This window comes from Thermomicrobiales bacterium (assembly GCA_041390825.1).
Classification (GTDB): Bacteria; Chloroflexota; Chloroflexia; order Thermomicrobiales; family UBA6265; genus JAMLHN01.
The window spans coordinates 35,616-56,901 of record JAWKPF010000018.1; the positions used below are offsets into that span (position 1 = coordinate 35,616).

Consider the following 21,286-nt stretch of genomic DNA (forward strand, 5'->3'; position numbering starts at 1 on the left):
CGAGCGCCTCGCCCATGCTGCATCGGGTGCTCAAGCGCCTCACGTCGATTCCAACCCCAGTCATCTTCGGCGTCTCGCTGGTCATGGCGTTGCTCTTGCTTTGGCAACAGGACGCGCTATCAAGCATTCGGCCCGCCATTCGCAATGCCGACCCGTGGACCATCGTCGCTGGACTCCTGCTCTATCTCGCTGGACTTGCGCTCCTGTGTGTCCGTTGGAACGTGCTGGTCACGATGGTCAGCGGAAGCACCAGGCACTTGCGTGCCTCGGAAGCGTTCATCACCTCGGTAGCGGTGAACTACGCTGCGCCACTTAGTTTGGCGCTCCCGAGCAGGGCCTATCTGACCAAACGCGCGCTCGGCCTCGGAACCGCCGACACGGCTTCGATCACGTTCTGGGAAGTCGCCACCGATCTGGCCGTTCTTGCCGTTGGCACCTCGATCTGGATTCTCGTCGGGGGCTGGCGTGGACAGGGAGTCGATGTCGATGGCCGGGTAGTCGGTCTCGGAGCGCTCCTCGCGCTGGGCGGTCTGCTGGCCATCGTCATCGCAATCAAACGCGCGGCCAGATTGCGCTCGCTCGTGCTCAAGATGCGGACGCATTTTTCCGAAGCCCTCAGGCACCCGGCCAGACGTCCGCGTCAGACCTTTGTGGCGCTGCTGGTAACCGTGGTCTATTGGGTCGTCCAGGGCGGCGTGATCTATCTGCTCATGTTGGCGCTGGAAGGGTCGAGCCCGTCCCTGTCGCTGATTCTCGGACTCACCACGCTTCCGATCCTGATCGGCATGCTCAGCCCGGTGCCGGGCGGCGCAGGAGTCCGTGAAGCGCTCATGATCGCCGTTGCCAGTGTGCACGGCGCGAACGAGGCTAACGTCTTGCTGGCTGGGGTGACCTATCGCATCGCGCTTTTTGCGGCGATACCCGTCTTGTACGGCATTATTCGCGTGCTGATCGCACTGCGCGACGGCGGTGAAGAAGAAGGCGCCCTTCCGGATCAGGATGGTTTGCAAACCGATAGCTAACCGGGCAACCGAGGAGAAACACGGCCAATTGACCGCAATCGACACATCCACCATCGACGCACGGGAAACCAGCAACTACGCCAAGCACAGTTCCACGAACCCCGTGCAGCGCAAGCTGATCGACCGATTTCATCACGTCGTGCTCGGCAAGATCGGCGAGCTTGCGCCTGAGCGCTTCCTCGACGCTGGCTGTGGCGAGGGGTTCGTCTCGGGCCTCCTGGTCGAGCGCTTTCCTGGCATGGAAGTCAGCGCGTTCGATTTCAACCCGTCGTCAGTCGCCCTCGCACAGGAGCGCAACCCATCTGTCGATTGCCGTGTCGCGAGCATCTACGACATTCCCTGGGAAACCAACAGTTTCGATGCCGTTGGCTGTTTCGAAGTGCTGGAACACCTGCACGAGCCAACCGATGCGCTCCGCGAGTTGGCCCGCGTGTCGAAGCGGCACCTGGTGCTGAGCGTGCCGCACGAACCGTGGTTCTGCTTCTCCAACGCGGCGCGGGGCAAGAACCTGGACATCCACCCGCGCGGAAGCGATCCCGATCACCGCAACTTCTGGACGCGCGCCGCGTTCGGTCGTTTCGTCGAGCAAGTCGCCGATGTCGAGTGGCTGGGCGGCTCGCTCCCCTGGACCATCTGTGTCGCGCGGGTGCGGTGAGAACGGCAAGAAGGCGCGGCGATCCGGGGACTGGTTCCTGACGCGCCCCGGGCTCCTGTCGTCCGAATATGTGCGTGCTTCGAAGGCCCGAGGGCGTCGTGTATTATGGGAAGACGCCGGACGCGCGGACTCCCTGCTCGGTTGCACGATGCCCTCATTTACTTCCTACCGCCTCCAAAATCAACAACTCGGCCCGAAAAAGACCTGCCCGAATTGTGGGCGCATGTTGCCGGCAACCCTGACGTTCTGCCCAAACTGCTCCGCCGACATGCGCAACGTCCCGGAAAACCTGCGCTCCTCGCAGGAACAGCGCACGCAGTTTCAGATTCCTTCCTTTCTCCTGACCGAGCCGACCAAACGCCGGTTCGACGAGGAAGGCATCGGCACCGGCGTTGTCTGGGTCGGGCTCATATTGATCGCCTTGCCAGTCGTCACGTCGAATCTTTCGCCACTCACGCTCGCATCCTGGGTGCTCGGGGTCATCCTCACCGGATATGGCATAGCCAGAACCCGTGTCGACAGGCAATCGATGATGCGCTCGGGCATGGTCACCGCTGCAGCCGGACTGCTCACACTCGTTGTGATGGGCAACCACCTGTGGCGCCAGGAGCAGTCCCCGATCCCTGCCGATCCCGAGCTCGCGTCCCTGGCGCTCTCGCCGAGCAGTGAGGCGGAGGAGCTCGATGCGTCGCTGGCGTCTATCCTGACTGGATCGAATCCGATGTTCCGCGGGGCCCCGGCTCACACCGGCGTTCTGGCTGGCCCCGGGATCGATGGAAACCCCTACCGCAGTTGGCGCTATGACACGGGGGAGGACTTGCGCTCGACGCCGGCGATTGCAGGCGCCGTTGCCTATTTCGGCACGCGTGACGGCTATCTCGTTGCGCTCGATCTGCTGACCCGCAAGCCCAAGTGGACCTTCGATCTCGGCGGCTATCCCGTCACCGCGTCGCCTGCCGTCGACGGACGCACGGTTTACATCGGCAGTGGCTTCAACGCGTTCGCGGTCGATGCGGATACCGGCATTCAGCGCTGGAAATCCCAGATGGAGTACGCGGGCGAGTCCTCTCCGACTGTCGCGGACGGCGTCGTCTACGTCGCCAGCAAGGAGAACCACCTCTACGCTTTCGATGCCGCATCCGGGGAACAGCTGTGGTCGTTCAAGACCGATGGACTGCTCTTTGGAACCCCCTCGATCGCCGAGGACGCCATCCTGATCGGAGGGGATGATGGTGATCTCTTCTCGATAAGCCGAGACAACGGCCACCTGCTCTGGAAGACCACCCTCGATTCCGCCATCTATTCGACGCCAGCCATTAGCAACGGGCGCGTGTTTGTCACCACCGAAGGGCAGACGGTTTCGGCTGTCGATCTCGAAACGGGCGACCTGATCTGGAGCTATCCCGTTGGAGGCGCTTCGTCCCCAGCGGTGGCCGACGGCATTGTCTATGTCGGCAGCTCTGATGGCGCGCTCTACGCCATCGATGCGGAGTCGGGCGGCACACCGATGTGGCTCTTTGCGACCGGGAACAAGACGGTTCAGTCACCCGTGATCGCGGGCGAGCATGTGGTCGTCGCGGCCGGCGCGATGCTCTACAGCCTCGATCGGGAAACCGGCGAGGTGGTCTGGCAATATCCGGTCGGTGACACGATCACCACCGAGCCAGTCATTCTCGACGGCTATCTCTATGCGGGTGACAAGAACGGCTACTTCTACGCGCTCACCGGCGACGCCCACCTGGCCACGCCCGAGTCTGGCAGTGCCGGGAACAGCAACGGGAAACCCGGATCGACATAGACGAAGAGCGCGCGGGCCGAGTTCGGCCCACGCGCTCCGGATAGCGTCCTATCGCAGTTTCAGCGTTTTCCATGGGTCCGGCATTGCCGGAACCGGAACTTCGATGAGGGTCGGTTCGTCCGCGCGGATGGCATCCGCCAGGTGCTGCGCCAACTGATCGGGCGACTCGGCCCGGCGACCCGTGACACCGAACGACTCCGCCAGCTTCACGTAGTCTGGATTGACGAGATCTGACGCAATCTGGCGCCCGCCCATATCGACCTGCTGAATGCGCTTGACATTGCCATAGGCGTTGTCATTGAAAACGATGGTGATCAGTCCGATGTTGTGCTGCACCAACGTCGAAAGCTCGTTCAGGGTGAAACCGAAGCCACCGTCGCCGTTCATAGATACGACCGGAACATCTGGCTTGCCAACCTTCGCGCCCATGGCAAGCGTGAAACCGAACCCCAGCGTTCCCTGATAGCCGCAACCGAGATAGGTGTTCGGCTTGTAGACGGGGTACCCAAGGTTCGACCAGTAGCCAAGCTGGGTCATCTCGCCGACCAATACCCCGTCTTCCGGCAAGGTTTGCCGAATCGCCTTGGAGTAGCTGGCCTGCGGTTCGATCGACTCGACCCTTGCTTGCAGACTCGCCTTGAGCTCGCGGATCGCCGTCAGCTTCTCACGATCGAGCGCGCGATCGGGTGAAACCGCGTCGACCAGAGCCGCCAACGCGGCTTTGGCGTCGGCTTCGATCTCGATCGTCGCGCGGCAGTTGCGCACGATTTCTTCGGGATCGATGTCGATGCGGATCAGCGTCTGATCGGGCCGCACCTCGATCGGGTCGCTCACCGGACCCAGGAAACGTGTGCCGACTGCCAGGATCACATCGGCGCTCGGGCGCAGTTCCTTGTCGGCCAGCTGACCGACTGAGAGATCATCGCGATCGTCGATCACGCCCTTGCCATTGCGAGAGGCAATGATCGGCGCCTGGAGCATCCGGGCCAGTTCCAGCAGTTCCGGTCCTGCATTGGCAACAACCGAGCCACCGCCGGTATAGATCAACGGGTTCTTGGCGCCGTTCAGCGCCTTGGCAGCTTTCGCGATCAAGTCCGGATCGCCGGCGAATCGCGAGCGCTTGGCGACCGGAGGCCCAATGGTCACCTCGCCCGAAGCAAAAAAGATATCGGGCGGGACTTCGACGTATGTTGGCCGCGGACGGCCGGAACGGATCTCGCTAAGCGCCCGGTCGAGCGCGCCGGGAATCTCTGCCGGCGTGTTGGCGCGTGCCTGGAACTTGGTGAACGAACGAGCCATGCCGAGTTGATCGGGAATCTCGTGCAACAGCCCCCGGCCAACGCCGATCATGTCGGAGCGAATCTGCCCGGTGAGGCAAAGGACGGAGGAGTTGCAGGCGTATGCAGTCGCAAGCGCCGCTGATGCGTTCATGACGCCGGGACCCGGTACGACGACGCAGACACCTTCTTTTCCGGTGACACGCGAATACCCGTCGGCCATATAGGCGGTCGCCTGCTCGTGGCGGGTGTGAATGACGCGAATCGCATCCTGGTTCTCGTAGAAGGCGTTGAAGAGACCGTCGAGCTGTACGCCGGGAAGGCCAAAGACGGTATCGACGCCATTCTGCTTCAGGGTTTCGACCGCCGCTTCGCCTCCGGTCAGAGTGCGGGGGACATTGGATTCGACGGTTTCCCTGGTGACGACGGCTGAACTCACGCTGTTCCCTTTCTGAAATGTGTCAACCGGCGCCTGCAACAGTGGATGGCAAACCGGCGCACAGATTGTACGTGCCGATCGGAAACCCGTAGCAGATCGATTCAGTTATCGACGGATGTGGTCAGATTCGTCCCGCAGCTCGTGCGGCGCCCAGGGCAGCGATGACCGTATCCAGGTGCACCACGAATTCTGCGGTGATTTCCAGCCGATGCCGCAACGGAGGATCGGACTCGAGCTCTCTGGTGTTGCTCCAGCCGCCATCAGCGTCCTGCACCTCCGCGAACCATTCACCCATGCGCGCGATCCACGGAACATACACCTCGTCACCGGTCGCCAGGTAAAGCAATCCCGACCCCCAGGCGCTCTTGCAAACTTGCTTGGTGTCGAACTGCTCTTCGCACGAATTCATGGAAAACTGCTGATAGCGGCGCGCGTATTCGAGCCAACGGCGCTCACCCGTCGCCATGAAGAGCTGCGTCAGGAAACGACGCCGCAATCCCTCCGTTGTAGAAGAACTGAAACGGCTGCTGCGCTCTTGCACGACGCCGTCGGTCGAGGCTGGTCGGGGTCCCGGTCAGCAGGCCATTGCTCGTCCAGATGGTGTAGAGGCGATCCGGCAACTCGGGTTGGGCATCCCACAACCGCGCGAACCACTCACCGGTCTTGCGGGCGAGGTCGAGGTTTCCGGTGATGACCGACGACATGCCAAATTGCGCGGTTGGAAAAAGGAGCTGCGGATCGGTGGGTCCGGTGCGTTCACGCGTCATGACGACTCCACCGGAGTCTGGGTCGTGGAACCGCGCTGCATATGTCATGGACTTACGCGCGATGTCGAACCGGCGCATCAGCCAGGCGCCATAAGCAAGGATGGTCTCGGGATACGTGTTAGTCGTGCGATTCGCGTCTGCATCCCACTCCAAACCGCCGTGAAACTGGCCGTCTTGGCCCAGACCGGTGCGTTCGATCCAGTCGAGGACCGCCGCGGCGGTGGAGGTCTCTCCGCTTACCGCCAGGGCCCAGGGAATGCGATACCAGGTGACACGGCCGCCGAAGTCGTCAGCAACGCTGCCGTCTGTGTCGATGTGCCTCAACAGGAACGCGACCCCACGCGAGCGGGAATCCTCGATCCGGGACAAGAGCTCGCCGGTGACCGATTCGGTGGTCGTCATGGAGTCCCTCGCTTCGATCACAGGCGGCGTACGCGCGGATCGAGCCGGTCGCGCAGGCCATCGCCAAACGTGTTCAATGAAAGGACGAGCAGGAAGATGCAAATCCCCGGGGCCAGCACGTACCAGGGCGCTTGTTGGGGATAGCTCTGGGCGTTCTTGAGCATCGTGCCCCAGGTGGCGGTCGGTGGCTGAACCCCGAGACCCAGATAACTCAGTCCAGCTTCCACCAATACGGCCACCGCCATGGTCAACGTCACCTGCACCAGAATGGCCGGGAGCGCATTCGGCAGGATATGTCGCCAGAGCAACCGGCTGCCAGTTGCCCCGATTGCCCGGCTGGCGGTAACGAAATCCTCTTCCTTGAGCGCCAACACGCTGGCCCGGACGAGGCGGGCAAACCGCGGAATGAAGATGATCCCAACCGTCAGGATGATGCTCTGCTGCGATGCGCCCCGCGCCGCCACGATCAGAATGGCGAACAGCACGCTCGGGAAGGCCAGCAGTGCGTCCTGCAAACGCATGAGCACACTATCGACCCAACCGCCTCGGTACCCGGCAATCAATCCAACCGGAATGCCGATTGCCATAGCGATCAACACGCCAATTCCGGAAATCACGAACTCGATGCGCGCGCCATAGACAACCCGGCTGTAAATGTCGCGACCGTATTCGTCGGTTCCAAACCAATAGGAGCGAGACGGCGGATGCAGCAGGTCGACACCGATTTTGTTTGGATCGTGTGTTGCGAAGAGCGCAGGCGCCACTCCCCAGGCGAGGAAGAGCAGCAACACGAGCGCCGAAACGATCAACACCGGATCCGCTTTTCCGCCGAAGATGCGCCAGCTCAGCGAACGCTTCTGGCCCCCGAGTGGAAGCTGCACCGGATCGAGCGACGCGTCCATCGCCTACGACACCCGCATACGCGGGTTGAGGAACCCATATGCAATGTCGGTCAACAGATTGGCCAGGATGAGGCCGATCGTCACGAACAACACCGAAGTTTGGACCAGGGGATAGTCACGGTCGAAGATCGCCTGCACCGTTAGCCAGCCGACCCCTGACCAACCAAACACCTGCTCGATGATGACCGCGCCGCCCAGCAGCGCGCCGATTTCCAGCCCTGCCACGGTCAACACCGGGATGAGCGCGTTCTTCATGGCGTGCCGCATGATGACCGTTTTCTCGCGCAGTCCCTTCGCCCTGGCGGTGCGAACATAGTCGGCGCCAAGCACCTGGATCATGTCCGAGCGCAGGAAGCGCATTAGCGTCGCAGCGAGATAGGTGCCCAGCGTAATGGATGGCAGAATCAGCCGTTTGAGGTTTTCGGCCGGATCCCCTTCCGAAAGGGAACATATCCGGACGCCGGGAGCCATCCCAGCCGGACAATGAAAATCAGAATCAGCGTCAAGCCCAGCCAAAAACCCGCAGCCAATCCAGCGCTGACAAAGCCCATGGCCGCCCGGTCGATCAGGGATCCGCGTTTGATTGCCGCCAAGACTCCGAGCGGCACTGCCAGGAGCAACGCGAAGATGGTCGCGCCGATCACGAGTTCCAGCGTGGCTGGCAACTTCTGCATGAAGAGATCGATGGTCGGCCGCTTGTTCTTGAGCGAATTGCCGAAATCGCCTTGCGCGAGATCCTGTATCCAGTACAGGTACTGCACCGGGATTGGTTTGGTCAGTCCTGACCTCACGCAGCGCTTCGAGCTTGGGGAGGTTCTCGGGTTTGGCGGCTTCCCGCCCCATTTGCATAGCGGCCGCCGCCTGGCGCCATGCGAATGAGTCCAAAGACAAGCATCGAAACGATGATCATCGTCGATGGCCTGCAGGATTCGACTGGCGGCAAAGCGGGCCATGCAACTCCGGGAACGTGCGCGGCGCCGTCAACCCGGACGGCGCCGCGCAGTGAGGGCGTTTCCTATCCCTCGCTGATGGTGGTGTCGTTGAGCAGCACCAGCTCAGCGAGTTGATTCCCCAATTCGAACATTGGCGCGGTCACCGAGACCTTCGGCGTCTCCTGGATGACCATGATCGGCAGTTCTTCGACGAAGAGCTGCTGCATACGGGCATATTGCTCCTTGCGCTCATCGAGATCGAGCGTCTCGTTCGCGCTCACCGCCAGTGCAGCCGCTTCCTCGTTGGTCCAGCCGTCGGTCAGATGCGGTTGCAGACCGAGACTGACGAAGTAGTTCGGATCGGCAAACCCTGGGAAGACGTTCCAGATGACATCGTAGGTATGGTTGAGGTAGTTATCGAGCCAGACCGAAAGTTCCTGGATTTCGATGTTGAGCTTGACACCAGCCTCGGCCAGTCCAGCCTGCCAAATGGTCGCCGCCTGCTCACCTTCCGGGTAGCCCTGAATGCCAAGCACGGTGAACTCCAGGTCGGCCGCGCCTTCCTCCTCGAGAATGGCCTTGGCGGCGGCGGGATCATAGTCATACCCAGGCACATCGGCATACGCCCAACTGTCCATCCCGACGAAGGTCCATTTCGGCGCGCCGCCGCCGGCATAGACCACCTGCTGCACCGCGTTCTTGTCGAGGCACATGGCGAGCGCCTGGCGAACGCGGGCATTGGTGCGGATGGTTTCGTGGTTCTTGCCCAGCATCTCGAAAAGCGGAATGCTGCTGGTGGGCACATTGATGACCACCACGCTGTCATCACCTTCCAGCGCGGTCGACTGCGTTACCGGAATGTTCAGCACTCCCTGGACATCGCCCGATTTCAGGTTCGTGATGGAAACCTGCGGATCGGGAAGGATGTTGAAACGCAATGTCGCGACGCCCGGGCCTTCGCCATAGTAGCCGTCATAGGCTTCGAGCGAGATGTGATCGTTCGGCACCCATTCGACGAACTTGAATGGTCCGGAGCCGATTGGGGTGTTCTCGATATCGGCAGCAATCGCTTCGGAAATGATCGCAATCTGGGTCAACCCGTCGAGAAAATCTGCCTGCACCGCGGAGAGTTTGATGCTGATGGTCTGATCGTCGATGACCTCATACGATGCGACGTTGGTCAGCCGGCTCGACCAAACCGTCTCTTTCTCGACCACACGGCCAAACGAGAATTCGACATCTGCCGCGGTCACAGGTGTGCCGTCGTGATAGGTCGCTCTCAACCAGTAGCGATCGTAGTCGTGTCGTCCGGGTTCTTCCATGACGCCGCCAAATCACCCACATAGGTGAGAGATCGCCTGCATGTCACACCAGTATAGCTAGAACACCGGCTTACGGCATCATATCGTAGGCGGCAAAGTTCAGCTCACTTGCGGACCAGAGCAATCGATATCGCTTCGGCTGCGATCCACGAGCGCGCCCAGGCGCGACGCCCTGGCGGCAGCGCGCAATGCATCAGCCTGAGACGTCGCGATGGCGCCAAGCGCGCCCACGCTCACTCCAGCCGCGGCCGCACGAACCAGCAGTTGCCGCCGGTCGATCCGCCCAGTGAAGAATTCCTGCATCAACGTACGTGCGTGATCGGTCATTGGTCGTTCCTCCGTGAACGAGCCTGCAGTTTCCGGCTCGTTCGCATGCTGATTGCGCTCGTCGCGGAGCGTTGCACGAAATCACAAATGCCTTTACGAATCGTTACACCAAGCGCCGTGACTGTCAACGCGATATCCAGTTCGAGCTAGTTCGGAAGATCGCCGCTCGAACACAAGGAGTCCAGCAATCGACGCCAGGATCGCAAGACCAAGCAAGACGAGCAGGTTCGTCGTCGGGATCGTGCCGTGCGCCAATGCGGTCGGCGGATCGTAGTAGTCGAAGATCGAAAGCGGCTGCAGCGGCTTCAGGAAGTTCCAAAGGGTAGAAAAGTAGTCGATCACATACGAGACGATCAACAGAAAACCAGCCGCCCAGCCCACCGCCTGCCCCATGTGGTCGGCACGCGCGCGGAAACCAGCAGCGCCACCCCGGCAATCGCGAGCGCCAGAAGGAACGAGGTTCCAACCTGCGCGACAAAGTGGCGATTGTCCATCGTTCCATCAGGCTTGGCGATGAGAATACCGGCGATGTTCCCCAGCGACGCCACAATGGAAACCCACAGGGCAATCAGCACCACCGTCAGCACCCGGGCGAAATAGAACTGTCTCCGGGAGACGGGCCGCGACAGCGAAACCTGCACCTGCCCGCTCTCCATCTCTCCCGCCAAACCACGCGCCGCGATCCAGATCACCACTGCCGAGACGAGCAGGTGATAGACAGGGTGGGTGAACCCGAGCGCCAGAAATCCCGGCAACCCGACCTGTTCGACGACCTCTGGCGTGACGTTCAGCAACGCCAGGAAGGGTTTCGGCACCAAATCCATGATGGAAACGAGTTGATCGAGATTGCCAAAGGCGTCGATCGCGACTGGTTGGATGTACTCGAACACGAACAACCCGATCGTGAGAGCGATCAAGCCGCCCCGCGACCTGCGGATCAACTGCCCCGCCAGCGTCAGCACCGTTCTCACCGTGGACCCGGACCTGACCCGTAGAATCCGGCGAAGATGTCGTTCAGGCTTGGCGGCGCGATGGTGACCGACTCCACTTGCCATTGGCCCAGGAACGCCAGCAGCTCGTTTGGATCGTGATCCACGAGCAGGGACAGCGCCCGGCCGTTGCGAGAGATCACTTCGGCCCCAGGGATGACCACAGATGCGTCGAGTGGCCGCGCCAGCAGAATCTCAGCCCGTCGTCGGTGCTGCGCGCGCAGACCTTCGATCGATTCCTCTTGCACCAATCGCCCTTCCCGCACGATAGCCACGCGCTCGCAGAGCCGATCGACCTCGCCCAGGTCATGGGATGACATGAAATGGTGCGTCCCGCGGCGTGACAATCGAGTAGGTGCGCTTCGAACGCGCGCTGGATCAGCGGGTCGAGCCCGTCGGTTGGCTCGTCCAGGATCAGCAGTTCAGGATCGTGCTGGGTCGCGGCGATGAGCGCCAGCTTCTGGCGCATGCCCTTGGAATAGGTTTTGAGGGGACGACCCAATGCTGCTTTCGACAGCTCGAGCAGATCGAGCAGTCGCCGTTGAAGCGGCGCGTCGGAACCCGAAAGCCTGGCAGCGAACGCAAGTTGGTCTGCTCCGGTGAGCTCGGGGAAGAGCGAATCGGATTGCACCAGATAGCCAACATGCGACCGGGCTCGCACGCCATCGGTCCAGGTGTCGTGCCCGAACATGCGGCTCGAACCACGCGTCGGCTTGATGAATCCCATCAGGGAGCCGAATCGTAGTCGTCTTTCCCGCGCCGTTTGGGCCAAGAAAGCCATAGAGGGCGCCACGCTGCACAGTCAGGGAAAGGTCTGAGAGAGCGTCGACTCCGGAATAGGTCTTGGTGAGTCCCGTGGTCTCGATGGCGGGGCCGGTTCCGGAGCTGCTCATCCGGTGAGCGTAGCATTTCGCCGGACGTCAGAGCCCAATGGCATGGTCTGGCGGCGATCGGTCCATGTGGTATAAGCAACCCCGAGCGTTCGGACTTGGGCAGGAGCGGCGGTGCGCAGCGAAAAGGACAAGTGGAAGGTTCCGGAATCCGACCCGGCCGGGACTGCCAAACAAGACCGTATCGACATTCCCAATCCGAGTGGAATGAGCGGGATCGAGGACACCGACCGCGGTCCGCTCATCTTTGCGGCATGTGCGGCGCGCTCAATCCCTCGACCAATTTCTATTGCGCCGCATGCGGCACCACCCTGGTGGATGCCTTTCACGCCACTGAGGGATTGCGCGTGTTCGAGCGGCCGGACGCCGCCTCCCGCATCATCGACATCGTGCCTCCCGGGTCCGAGCTGGATATCAACGACGACCCCGACGCTCCCGACGACTATGTGCGCATCCGGCTCCGTAATGGGCGGCTCGGCTACATCAGGCTGAACGAGGTCGCAGCGCTACAGAACGCCGATCCGCATCTGCTCGACCCGGACACGCCGGACCCGAACCTGAACGCACGCGGATGTGTCTCCCCAATCGGCGCGCTGGCGGCCCTTGGGTTGCTGATCGTACTCGGTGGCCTGGCGACCTATCTCCTGATGCAAGGCGACTCCGGCCAGGGCGGATTTCTCGCTTTTGTCACCTGCGTCATCATCGCGCCAGTGGCACTGTTGATGATCTTCATGTACCTCATGGCCCGTGATCGTGAGGACCAACGCCAGGCCGACGAAGAACAGCGGGACTAGCGAGGCGTCATGCAGGAGCGATCGTTTCGGCGCGTTCCGCGTCCCAAAGCTGTCGCTGCAACTGCAAATGACCCAAGTGCACCGCGGTGTGCTCGAGCGCGTGAGCGATGCATTCTGCGCGGGTGCGACGGGCTTTCGGACATGCCGCGCTCAGGGGTTGCTGGCCGATAGTAGATCGACGCCAGATCTTCGTCGTCGATGGTGAAAAAGACCTCTTCTGAGCCTTCGAGCCATCGATCGTACCGCTCCCGTAGCTGAGCGAGCGAACCTGTCGATGCGAACTCCGCCCTGCGATTGCGGTCCATGTTACGCCCACCTGCGGCCTCGAGAATCCAGAACTCGCCCGCGCCGACCGTATGAGTCGCCAGCGCGAAGAACGTGTTCACATCACGCATTCCGTCGCGGGGAAGCCAGGTGTTCAAGTCGTCTTCGGGAATACCGTCCAGTTGCTCGAAGATCTCCGCCACCAGTTTCTGCAACATGGCCATCGTGGCCGGTAGCATCGGATTGGTCATATTCAGACTCCCTTGAATTGGTCGAGCCACGACTCTGCGCCGATGGTCGTGGGCAACCCGTGACCGGGATACACCACGACATCGCCGGGCATCGCCGCCAGCCGCTTCAGCGACGCCGACATGTCGACCCCGGATGCGCCCGGAATATCGATTCGCCCATGCCCGTTGGGGAAAAGCACGTCCCCGCTGAGCAGCAATCGGTCGGGCTCGGAATAGAGCGCGATGTGACCGGGATCGTGGCCCGGCAGGTGCAAGACCGTGAATTCATGCGCCCCAAGGGGGACCAGATCGCCCTCGTGGAGCCACCGGTCGGGAATGACCGCCTCGAGTTCGAACGGGAGATCGGGGCTGCCGGGGTTTTTCAGCCGGTCTTCGGTCAACGGATGCGCGGCCACCGGCGCGGAAAACCGATCGTGCAGTTGATTCGTCGTTCCGATGTGATCCCAATGGGCATGCGTCAGGACGACCAACACGACCTCTCCGCCCAGCTCCGACACCCGGTCGTCGAGCAGTTGGTCGACATCCATCGGAGCGTCGATGATCAGAATCTGCTTCGACTTGTCATCGAACACGAGATAGGCATTGGTGTCGATCGGCCCACCGGCAAACGTCTCGACGTGTAGGGTCATCGGGTTTCTCCAAGTTCGGCGGCAATACTCGCCTCGGTTTCCATCGGTTCGGGATCGGGCGTGGGCGGCGGAGGAACCGGCGCCGGAAGAGACGCTCGGGTCCATCCCGGCGATCCAGACCGGCTCACCGTCATGAAGCGGCGCCAGTTCGACACCGAGCCGTTCCAGCAAGTCCTTCGCCCAGATGGCGTGCCACGGACGAGGGTTGACCGGGCGATGAAGCGCATGCGAGTCAGATCCCGCTGAGATGAGCATCCCACGCTCGTCTGCCAACCTTCGGTAGAGGGCTGTCTGCTGATCGGTATACGATCGGTAGTGCGCTTCCAGGCCGTCCATCCCCGTTTCCGCAACGATTCGATCGATGTCCTCTTCCGAAACGATGCCGACCGCGTCCGCGCGGCCTGGATGCGCGATCGAACAGACGCCGCCGGCTCGGTGCGCTGCTTCGACGACATCGGTCAACGGCAGATCGGCGGTGAAGGCGCCTCCAAGCGCGACCACCAGCTCCGCGGCCTTGGTGAGGTTCGGCACATGCTTCATCTCGATCGCAGCGCTGAGCACATGAAATGGCCAGAGCGGTCGCCCTGCACGCACCTGCTCGAGATTGGGAAGCGGCTTGCCATCAGCTTCGATCCGGCGGGCGGCATCGGCCGCGTTCTCCTGGAGTTGGAGATCGATCGTGTGCATCAACTTCAAAAATGGCTGCGCGTCCGGGTCGGTCCGATCGGGTCGAATACCGTAGCAGAGAATATGGAGCTGACGGCCGTTCCAGCCGCAGGTGACCTCCACACCGGGGATCACGTGCACGCCGCGAAGCTTGCCCAGCTCGATCGCTTGCACAACAGACCGCTGCGTATCGTGATCGCAAATCGCCGCCACGCGAAAGCCTCGCTGGGCCAGATGGTCGATCAACGCCGAAGGCGTCCATGCTCCATCGCTTGCCAGGGTATGCAGATGGAGATCCACGGGCGCGCGCGCTGGAATGGCGATCCGCTCGGTTGGCGCGGCATGTCCATTGGAAGTAGTGGTCATCGAGTGCCTTTGAAATGGGTCCAGTGTCCAGAGTCCAGTCTCCAGAGTGTAGTAGGGAATGCCTGAGTGCGCGTGAACTCGCGGTAACTCTGGGCACGGGAAACTGGACTCAACTTCATCGACGTGTCACCATCGGCTCATCAGAGTTCGAGCGACCAGCACGAGGGCAAAGAAACGATGGCATTCGATCAGGCAACGATCTTCAAGGCGTACGACGTGCGTGGCATTGTCCCGGACGAGCTCGACGCCGACCTGGCGTACAAGGTTGGCCGCGCGCTGGTGCTCTATCTGGAACCGGAGCAGGTGGCTGTTGGGCACGATATGCGCGTCTCCGGTGACTCTCTGGCTGGAGCCATGATCGATGGGATCCGCGACCAGGGCGTCGATGTCATCGATGTCGGCCTGGTATCCAGCGATGCGCTCTATTTCGCGGTCGGGAAGTATGGCTATGACGCGGGTGTGATGATCACCGCTTCACACAATCCTCCGGCGTACAACGGATTCAAGATCTGCAAGAAAGAAGCTCGCGCGCTCTCGCTGGACGACGGCCTCGATCAGATCCGCGACATCGCGCTCGGCGGCGAGTTTCCCGAACCAGCCAAGCGGGGCGACATCATCCAGAAAGAAGTGCTCCCTGCCTACGTAGAGCACGCCCTGAGCTTCTTCGACACAAGTCGGTTCAAGCCGTTCAAGGTCGCGGTCGACGCTGGCAACGGGATGGCGGGGCGCACGATTCCGCTACTTTTCCAACATCTCCCAGGCGAGCTGGTCCCGATGTACTTCGAGCTCGACGGCACCTTCCCGAACCACCCTGCGAATCCGATCGACCCGGCAGCCATGGTCGACCTGCAGAAAATGGTCGTGGAGCAGAAGTGCGATCTTGGTGTGGCGTTCGATGGCGATGCGGACCGCATGTTCCTGGTGGATGAGCACGGCAAGCTGATCGGCGGCGATATCACCACCGCCATGGTGGCCATCGCGCTGCTGGAACAGCATCCGAAATCGACGATTTGCTACAACCTGATCTGTTCCCGCTCTGTGCCAGAAACGATTCTGGCGCATGGGGGACGACCGTATCGCACTCCCGTCGGCCATTCGCTCATCAAGCGGATCATGCGCGCGGAGGACGCCATCTTCGGCGGCGAGCACTCCGGCCACTACTACTTCCGCGACAACTGGTATGCGGATTCGGGCCTGATCGCCATGCTGGCTGTTCTGAGCCTGCTGTCGAAAGACGATAAGCCGCTCTCGAAGGTCGTCGAACCGCTCGAGAACCGCTTCCGCAGCGGGGAGATCAATCTCAAGGTCGACAACAAACCGGCGGCAATCGCGCGCGTGAAGTCGCACTTCACCGAGCAGGGAGCTGCGATCGACGAGTACGACGGCCTCACCGTCGAGTTCCCGGACCGCTGGCTCAACATTCGCTCATCGAACACCGAGCCATTGTTGCGCGTGAACGTCGAAGGCGACACTGAACCGGCAATGACCGAGTTGAAGGACGAGGTACTCTGGGTGATCGGCGCGTAGATGGCCGCCGGGGACCGGGTTCAGATCATCAAACTTCGCCCGGACGGGAGCGAGGCCACAACCTACGAAGGTGTGGAGCTGCCAGGGCCGTTTCCGGAGGATTGGCGCGCGTTCCGCGCCGAATGGACGGTCGGCGTCATCAATGCCGGCGGCCTCGTGTTCGAGATCGGCGACTACCTGCACGAGTATTTCTCGCCAACCGCCTGGTTCGATGTCTTTGCCCTCTTCTCCAGAGACGGCCAACTGAAGGGTTGGTACGCCAACGTCACCTGGCCGACGATGTTCGAAGAGGGCCCAGACGGAGAGACCGTTGTTTGGCACGATCTCTTCATCGACTTGATCGGCTTCCCGGACGGCCAGTATCTCGTGCTGGACGAGGACGAACTGGAGGCCTCAGATCTGATGGAAGACGAGTCCGACCTGGTCACGCTCATCCTGTTGGCGCGGGACACGCTGATCGAGCGATTCAGGGCACGCGACTTCCCGTTTCACGAGTAGTCCAGCATCGACCGCGAACCCGTCGACCAGCGCTTGTTCCGCGGCGGCACTCGACAGTTACTCGACGAGTGACAATCGATTGTATTGCGCCATCACTTCGACGAGCCGATCGAGCGGAATTGCGTGCGCGATGCGGTTGTCGGCGCCAGCGATCGTCGTGGCCATGCAGAGGGCGTTGACGATCGATTCCTCGGTTGCCTCGACGGTCGCGTGAAAGAGCTTCGAGATCTCCGAGTTTGGAAAGGCGAGCACGGGCAGGGGCACGTGACCATCATGGTTCTCCACCTCACCGTTTCCGGTGGAGAACGCAAGGAAGATATCACCACTGCCATCACCGGACATGCTTCCCATCCGGGCAAGTCCAAGCGATGCGCGTTGCGCGAGCCGCTTGCACTGGTGCGGCAGCAGCGGCGCGTCGGTTGCGACGATGATGATGATCGACCCGTCCTCCTTCTTGCGCGAGAAAGTGGGAGGAACGATGTCGAACCCGATCTCCCGGCCGACCGGAACTCCGTCGATGCGCAACTGTTGCCGCAATCCATAGTTCGCCTGCACCAACACGCCGACGGTATAGTCACCGGACGGGGTCGAGACCACTCGGGAAGACGTTCCGATGCCTCCTTTGAACTCATGGCAGAGCATCCCCGTGCCACCGCCAACGGTGCCTTCCTCGACAGGACCAGTGACAGCAGAATCCATGGCCGCGTCCACATGTTCCAACCGGACATGGAATCCATTGATGTCGTTCAGGACACCGTCATAGGTCTCGCACACAACCGGGAGCGACCAATGTAGTCTCCAATCGGTTGCCCCACGGACAGAGCGGCGAATCATCGCCTCGTGCACGGTCCCGACACTATGCGTATTGGTGATGGCAATGGGCGTGGTCAACAGCCCGGATTCCTCGATCCAGTGCGTGCCGGTCATTTCTCCGTTGCCATTCAGCGAGTGGTAACCGGCATAGAGCGGATGCTCGCCGATATCCTCGCGCGGAATGACGACGGTGACTCCGGTGCGGATCGGTCCCTTGCCGACTACCAGGTCGCCCTCTCCTGAGATCAAGGTGGTCTGTCCCACCTTGACGCCAGCGACATCGGTGATGGCATTGTTTGGGCCAGTCGGCAATGTACCAATGACGATACCGATCTCACGCGCCCGGGCGCGTCCGTTCTCGCGGAGATTCATCGATGCCATCCATTTCCTGTCGTGTCCAGATCGGTGCGAAGCTGTTCCCGCCGCGCGGATAGCGCCCAGGGCGATTCTCCGGGAGCGTCTGCCGCTACCGCGGGTTCATCTGCCGATTGCATTGCCGTAAGGATTGCCACCAGTTCGGCGGCAGTTGGTTCCGGTTCGATCGTCCAGCGCGCGATGGCGTCCTCGTGGTCGCTCACAGCGGGATATTGCCATGCTTGCGCGCAGGCGTGCGCACCCGCTTGGTGCGGGCCAGCTCCAACGATCGGATCAGCCAACGGCGTGTCTCGTGCGGCATGATGACATCGTCGATGTACCCCCGCGCGGCCGCCTGATAGGGACTGGAGAAGAGGTCTTCGTAGTCGGATTTCAACTCGTTTCGCAAGACGGCCGGATCCGCCGCTTCTGCCAGTTCGCGCCGGAAGAGCAGGTTCACCGCAGCTTCCGGACCCATCACCGCGATCTCGCCAGTCGGCCACGATGCCACGAAATCTGCCCCGATATTCCGCGAGTTCATGACCACGTATGCCCCGCCGTACGCTTTGCGGGTGATGACCGTCACCCGCGGCACCGTTGCTTCGCAAAAGGCATAGAGGAGCTTCGAACCGTGCCGGATGATACCGGCGTACTCCTGATCGGCGCCCGGCAGGAATCCCGGCACATCTTCGAAAACGACCAACGGAATCGAAAAGGCATCGCAGAATCGGACGAAACGAGCGGCTTTCTCACTCGCGTCGATATCGAGCGTTCCGGCCAGCACCTGCGGCTGGTTCGCGACGACACCGACGCTGTAGCCATCGAGCCGACCGAAACCGCAAATGATGTTGCGCGCGAAGGCTTCCTGCACTTCCAGGAAGTCGCCATCGTCCAGTGTCGCCCGGATCACTTCGTGCATGTCATAGGGCTTGTTCGAGCTCTCCGGCGCGATGGAATCGAGCTCATCCACGCGGCGATCCGCATCGTCAGCCGACGCGAATCTCGGAACCGGATCGAGATTGTTCGAAGGGATGTAGCTGAGCAGGACGCGCACCAGCTCGTTGAGGTCGTCCTCGCCCGCAGCGGCAAAATGCGCGACGCCGCTCACCCGATTGTGCGTATCGGCGCCGCCCAATTGTTCATGAGTAACGGTCTCGCCGGTGACCGTCTTGATGACGTCTGGCCCGGTGATGAACATCTGGCTGGTCTTCTCGACCATGATGACAAAATCGGTCATGGCCGGTGAATAGACCGCGCCGCCGGCGCAAGGACCAGCGATGATCGAGATCTGCGGCACGACTCCCGAAGCGCACACGTTGCGAAAGAAAACGTCGCCGTAGCCAGCCAACCCTTCGACGCCTTCCTGAATGCGTGCGCCCGCCGAGTCGTTGATCCCGATGATCGGGCAGCCATACTGCTCGGCCAGATCCATGATGCGCACGACCTTTTCGGCGAACGCTTCTCCCAGCGAACCGCCAAAGACCGTGAAGTCCTGGGAGAAGATCGCGACCTTGCGGCCATCGATCGTGCCGAACCCGGTCACCACACCGTCCCCATACGGGTTGCTCTCGGACATGCCAAAGTGGCTTGCCCGATGGCGCACCATGGTGCCAAGTTCTTCGAACGATCCCTCATCGAGCAGCGCCAGCACCCGTTCACGCGCGCCGCGCTTGTCTCGCCGCGCCTGACGCGCGGCGGCAGCAGCGTGCTGCGCCTCGATTTCGGCCTGGATATCCGCCAGCCGCTCGGTCCTGGATTTCTGTGCTGATTCGATACTCATTACACGCTCGCTCGATGTTCGCCAAAGACGCGCTTCAGCGCGATTACGACTTGCCCTAGCGTCGCGCCGGCCAGAAAGGCGTCCTTCATCACCGGCAGAAGATTGTCCGTTCCCCGCGCGGCGTATTCGACGCGGTCGAGCGCTGCATCCACCACGGTCGCATCCTGCGCGGCCTTATAGGCAGTCACACGCGCCATCTGTTTTTCCACCATGGCGCGGTCGATACGCTGAATCTGCGCGCCGATGCCTTCTTCGCTGGTGACGTACTTGTTCACGCCAACAATGACCTCATCACCCGCTTCGCGCGCCAGTTCCTTGCGGTATGCGTTTTCGGCAATCGCGGCTTGCATGAAGCCCTGGTCGATGGCATTGACCGCTCCGCCAAACGCATCGACCTGCGCGATCCAGTCACGCGCGTGCTTTTCGAGCTCATCGGTCAGGGACTCGACATACCAGGACCCCGCCAGCGGATCGGCAGTGTCGGTGACCCCCGATTCTTCCGCCAGGATCTGCTGCGTGCGCAGGGCAAGCGTGGCCGCGTGTTCGGTCGGCAGCGCGAGCGCCTCGTCGAAGCCGTTGGAATGCAAGCTCTGCGTGCCGCCAAGCACCGCCGCCAGACACTGATATGCGACCCGCACGATGTTGTTCTCAGGTTGCTGCGCTGTCAGCGTGACTCCGCCGGTCTGGGTATGGAAGCGGAGCATCCACGACTTCGGATCGGTCGCGCCAAACTCATCGCGCATGATGTGGGCCCACATCCGGCGCGCCGCGCGGAACTTGGCTGCCTCCTCGAAGAGGTTGTTGTGCGAAGCGAAAAAGAAGCTCAGCCGGGGCGCGAAGTCGTCTACCGGCAGTCCGGCTTCGGTGGCGGCGCGCACATAGGCAATGCCGTTCGCCAATGTGAACCCGATCTCCTGCGCAGCCGAGGCGCCGGCCTCCCGGATGTGATAACCGGAGATCGAAATCGTGTTCCAGGACGGCAAGACTCGGCTGCAATAGTCGAAGGTGTCGACCACCAGCCGCATCGACGGCTTGGGAGGGAAGATGTAGGTTCCGCGCGCGGCATACTCCTTGAGGATGTCGTTTTGAATGGTGCCACCCAGTCTGGCTGGATCGGCGCCGCGCTCCTCCGCCACGATCTGATACAGAAGGAGCAGCAACGATGCGGGGGCATTGATCGTCATCGAGGTCGTGACGCCAGCTTGGTCGATGCCGTCGAAGAGGATGCGCATGTCGTCCAGAGTCGAAATTGGCACGCCGGTGCGCCCGACCTCCCCCAACGCCCTCGGATCGTCGGAGTCGAGTCCGAGCTGCGTTGGGAGATCGAACGCGACGCTCAGACCCGTCTGTCCGCGGGCGAGCAACAGGTGGTAGCGCTTGTTGCTCTCCTCAGCGGACGCAAAGCCGGCGTATTGCCGCATGGTCCACGGTCGCCCACGGTACATGGTGGGATAGATGCCGCGAGAATACGGCCAGACGCCCGGGTCCTCTGCAGGACCGACGGCGTCTCCGGAACGGTAGACCGGCCGAATCTCGATGTCCGAATCGGTGACGATCGGCGGCAGAGTTGGTTTCTTCGTTGCGCTGGTTGCCATCGGCGTTCCTTCACTCAGCGAGGAAGG

Annotated in this window: 24 protein-coding genes; 6 read left to right on the forward strand and 18 right to left on the reverse strand. The window is 61.8% G+C overall.

Annotation, left to right across the window (positions count from 1 at the left end; genetic code table 11):
* Positions 1 to 14: 14 nt before the first annotated feature.
* The 3 genes from R2855_11215 to R2855_11225 all read left to right on the forward strand — a co-directional run bounded on the left by R2855_11215 (position 15) and on the right by R2855_11225 (position 3,475).
* Positions 15 to 1,022 carry a lysylphosphatidylglycerol synthase transmembrane domain-containing protein gene (locus R2855_11215; protein ID MEZ4531579.1) on the forward strand — a complete coding sequence of 336 codons (1,008 nt, stop codon included), beginning with the start codon at positions 15 to 17 and terminating at the stop codon, positions 1,020 to 1,022.
* Positions 1,023 to 1,050: 28 nt separating this feature from the next.
* Positions 1,051 to 1,677, forward strand: a complete 627-nt coding sequence (locus tag R2855_11220) for a methyltransferase domain-containing protein (protein ID MEZ4531580.1) — start codon at positions 1,051 to 1,053, stop codon at positions 1,675 to 1,677.
* Positions 1,678 to 1,900: 223 nt separating this feature from the next.
* Positions 1,901 to 3,475: a PQQ-binding-like beta-propeller repeat protein gene (locus R2855_11225; GenBank protein MEZ4531581.1), complete on the forward strand. Its 1,575-nt coding sequence runs from the start codon at positions 1,901 to 1,903 to the stop codon at positions 3,473 to 3,475.
* Between the two features lie 48 nt (positions 3,476 to 3,523).
* Here the strand turns inward: R2855_11225 and R2855_11230 are convergent, their stop codons facing one another.
* The 12 genes from R2855_11230 to R2855_11285 all read right to left on the reverse strand — a co-directional run bounded on the left by R2855_11230 (position 3,524) and on the right by R2855_11285 (position 11,559).
* Positions 3,524 to 5,191: a thiamine pyrophosphate-binding protein gene (locus R2855_11230; GenBank protein MEZ4531582.1), complete on the reverse strand. Its 1,668-nt coding sequence runs from the start codon at positions 5,189 to 5,191 to the stop codon at positions 3,524 to 3,526.
* Between the two features lie 121 nt (positions 5,192 to 5,312).
* Positions 5,313 to 5,687, reverse strand: a complete 375-nt coding sequence (locus R2855_11235; protein MEZ4531583.1) for a hypothetical protein — start codon at positions 5,685 to 5,687, stop codon at positions 5,313 to 5,315.
* On the reverse strand, positions 5,644 to 6,360 hold the full coding sequence (locus R2855_11240) for a hypothetical protein (protein MEZ4531584.1): 717 nt from the start codon (positions 6,358 to 6,360) through the stop codon (positions 5,644 to 5,646). Before R2855_11240 ends, R2855_11235 begins: the two co-directional genes overlap by 44 nt.
* Positions 6,361 to 6,377: 17 nt before the next feature.
* Positions 6,378 to 7,262 (reverse strand): ABC transporter permease, encoded by an 885-nt coding sequence (locus R2855_11245; GenBank protein MEZ4531585.1) that lies wholly within the window; start codon positions 7,260 to 7,262, stop codon positions 6,378 to 6,380.
* A gap of 3 nt (positions 7,263 to 7,265) precedes the next feature.
* Complete coding sequence (locus R2855_11250) at positions 7,266 to 7,733, reverse strand: ABC transporter permease (GenBank protein MEZ4531586.1); 468 nt, start codon at positions 7,731 to 7,733, stop codon at positions 7,266 to 7,268.
* Positions 7,667 to 8,053: an ABC transporter permease gene (locus R2855_11255; protein MEZ4531587.1), complete on the reverse strand. Its 387-nt coding sequence runs from the start codon at positions 8,051 to 8,053 to the stop codon at positions 7,667 to 7,669. The genes R2855_11250 and R2855_11255 overlap by 67 nt, the downstream gene beginning before the upstream one ends.
* 224 nt (positions 8,054 to 8,277) lie before the next feature.
* Positions 8,278 to 9,516, reverse strand: a complete 1,239-nt coding sequence (locus R2855_11260) for an ABC transporter substrate-binding protein (protein ID MEZ4531588.1) — start codon at positions 9,514 to 9,516, stop codon at positions 8,278 to 8,280.
* Between the two features lie 99 nt (positions 9,517 to 9,615).
* Positions 9,616 to 9,843, reverse strand: coding sequence for a twin-arginine translocation signal domain-containing protein (locus R2855_11265; protein ID MEZ4531589.1), 228 nt, complete (start codon positions 9,841 to 9,843; stop codon positions 9,616 to 9,618).
* A gap of 93 nt (positions 9,844 to 9,936) precedes the next feature.
* Positions 9,937 to 10,224 (reverse strand): hypothetical protein, encoded by a 288-nt coding sequence (locus R2855_11270; GenBank protein ID MEZ4531590.1) that lies wholly within the window; start codon positions 10,222 to 10,224, stop codon positions 9,937 to 9,939.
* The gene (locus tag R2855_11275) at positions 10,197 to 10,805 is read right to left on the reverse strand and encodes an ABC transporter permease subunit (GenBank protein ID MEZ4531591.1); all 609 of its coding nucleotides are present in this window, start codon (positions 10,803 to 10,805) and stop codon (positions 10,197 to 10,199) included. Before R2855_11275 ends, R2855_11270 begins: the two co-directional genes overlap by 28 nt.
* 5 nt (positions 10,806 to 10,810) lie before the next feature.
* Positions 10,811 to 11,080, reverse strand: coding sequence for a DUF4162 domain-containing protein (locus R2855_11280; protein ID MEZ4531592.1), 270 nt, complete (start codon positions 11,078 to 11,080; stop codon positions 10,811 to 10,813).
* Positions 10,972 to 11,559: an ATP-binding cassette domain-containing protein gene (locus R2855_11285; protein ID MEZ4531593.1), complete on the reverse strand. Its 588-nt coding sequence runs from the start codon at positions 11,557 to 11,559 to the stop codon at positions 10,972 to 10,974. The genes R2855_11280 and R2855_11285 overlap by 109 nt, the downstream gene beginning before the upstream one ends.
* A gap of 417 nt (positions 11,560 to 11,976) precedes the next feature.
* On the opposite strand from R2855_11285, the gene R2855_11290 reads away from it, so the two are divergent.
* A complete protein-coding gene (locus tag R2855_11290; protein ID MEZ4531594.1) occupies positions 11,977 to 12,516 on the forward strand; it encodes an SH3 domain-containing protein in 540 nt (179 codons plus the stop codon).
* Here the strand turns inward: R2855_11290 and R2855_11295 are convergent.
* Both R2855_11295 and R2855_11300 read right to left on the reverse strand, forming a co-directional pair.
* Positions 12,513 to 13,031 carry a hypothetical protein gene (locus R2855_11295; protein MEZ4531595.1) on the reverse strand — a complete coding sequence of 173 codons (519 nt, stop codon included), beginning with the start codon at positions 13,029 to 13,031 and terminating at the stop codon, positions 12,513 to 12,515. The genes R2855_11290 and R2855_11295 overlap by 4 nt on opposite strands.
* Before the next feature lie 2 nt (positions 13,032 to 13,033).
* Positions 13,034 to 14,692, reverse strand: coding sequence for an MBL fold metallo-hydrolase (locus tag R2855_11300; protein MEZ4531596.1), 1,659 nt, complete (start codon positions 14,690 to 14,692; stop codon positions 13,034 to 13,036).
* A gap of 177 nt (positions 14,693 to 14,869) precedes the next feature.
* Here R2855_11300 and R2855_11305 point away from each other — a divergent pair, with 177 nt between their 5' ends.
* Both R2855_11305 and R2855_11310 read left to right on the forward strand, forming a co-directional pair.
* Positions 14,870 to 16,219, forward strand: a complete 1,350-nt coding sequence (locus R2855_11305) for a phosphomannomutase/phosphoglucomutase (GenBank protein MEZ4531597.1) — start codon at positions 14,870 to 14,872, stop codon at positions 16,217 to 16,219.
* Positions 16,220 to 16,717: a DUF402 domain-containing protein gene (locus tag R2855_11310; protein ID MEZ4531598.1), complete on the forward strand. Its 498-nt coding sequence runs from the start codon at positions 16,220 to 16,222 to the stop codon at positions 16,715 to 16,717.
* Positions 16,718 to 16,774: 57 nt separating this feature from the next.
* On the opposite strand, the gene R2855_11315 is transcribed toward R2855_11310, so the two are convergent.
* From R2855_11315 to R2855_11330, 4 genes are read right to left on the reverse strand one after another with little or no spacing between them, the layout of a single operon-like run.
* Positions 16,775 to 17,902 (reverse strand): P1 family peptidase, encoded by a 1,128-nt coding sequence (locus R2855_11315; GenBank protein MEZ4531599.1) that lies wholly within the window; start codon positions 17,900 to 17,902, stop codon positions 16,775 to 16,777.
* Complete coding sequence (locus R2855_11320) at positions 17,899 to 18,108, reverse strand: hypothetical protein (GenBank protein MEZ4531600.1); 210 nt, start codon at positions 18,106 to 18,108, stop codon at positions 17,899 to 17,901. Before R2855_11320 ends, R2855_11315 begins: the two co-directional genes overlap by 4 nt.
* On the reverse strand, positions 18,105 to 19,664 hold the full coding sequence (locus R2855_11325; GenBank protein MEZ4531601.1) for an acyl-CoA carboxylase subunit beta: 1,560 nt from the start codon (positions 19,662 to 19,664) through the stop codon (positions 18,105 to 18,107). The genes R2855_11320 and R2855_11325 overlap by 4 nt, the downstream gene beginning before the upstream one ends.
* The gene (locus tag R2855_11330; GenBank protein MEZ4531602.1) at positions 19,664 to 21,259 is read right to left on the reverse strand and encodes a methylmalonyl-CoA mutase family protein; all 1,596 of its coding nucleotides are present in this window, start codon (positions 21,257 to 21,259) and stop codon (positions 19,664 to 19,666) included. The genes R2855_11325 and R2855_11330 overlap by 1 nt, the downstream gene beginning before the upstream one ends.
* Between the last annotated feature and the right edge of the window lie 27 nt (positions 21,260 to 21,286).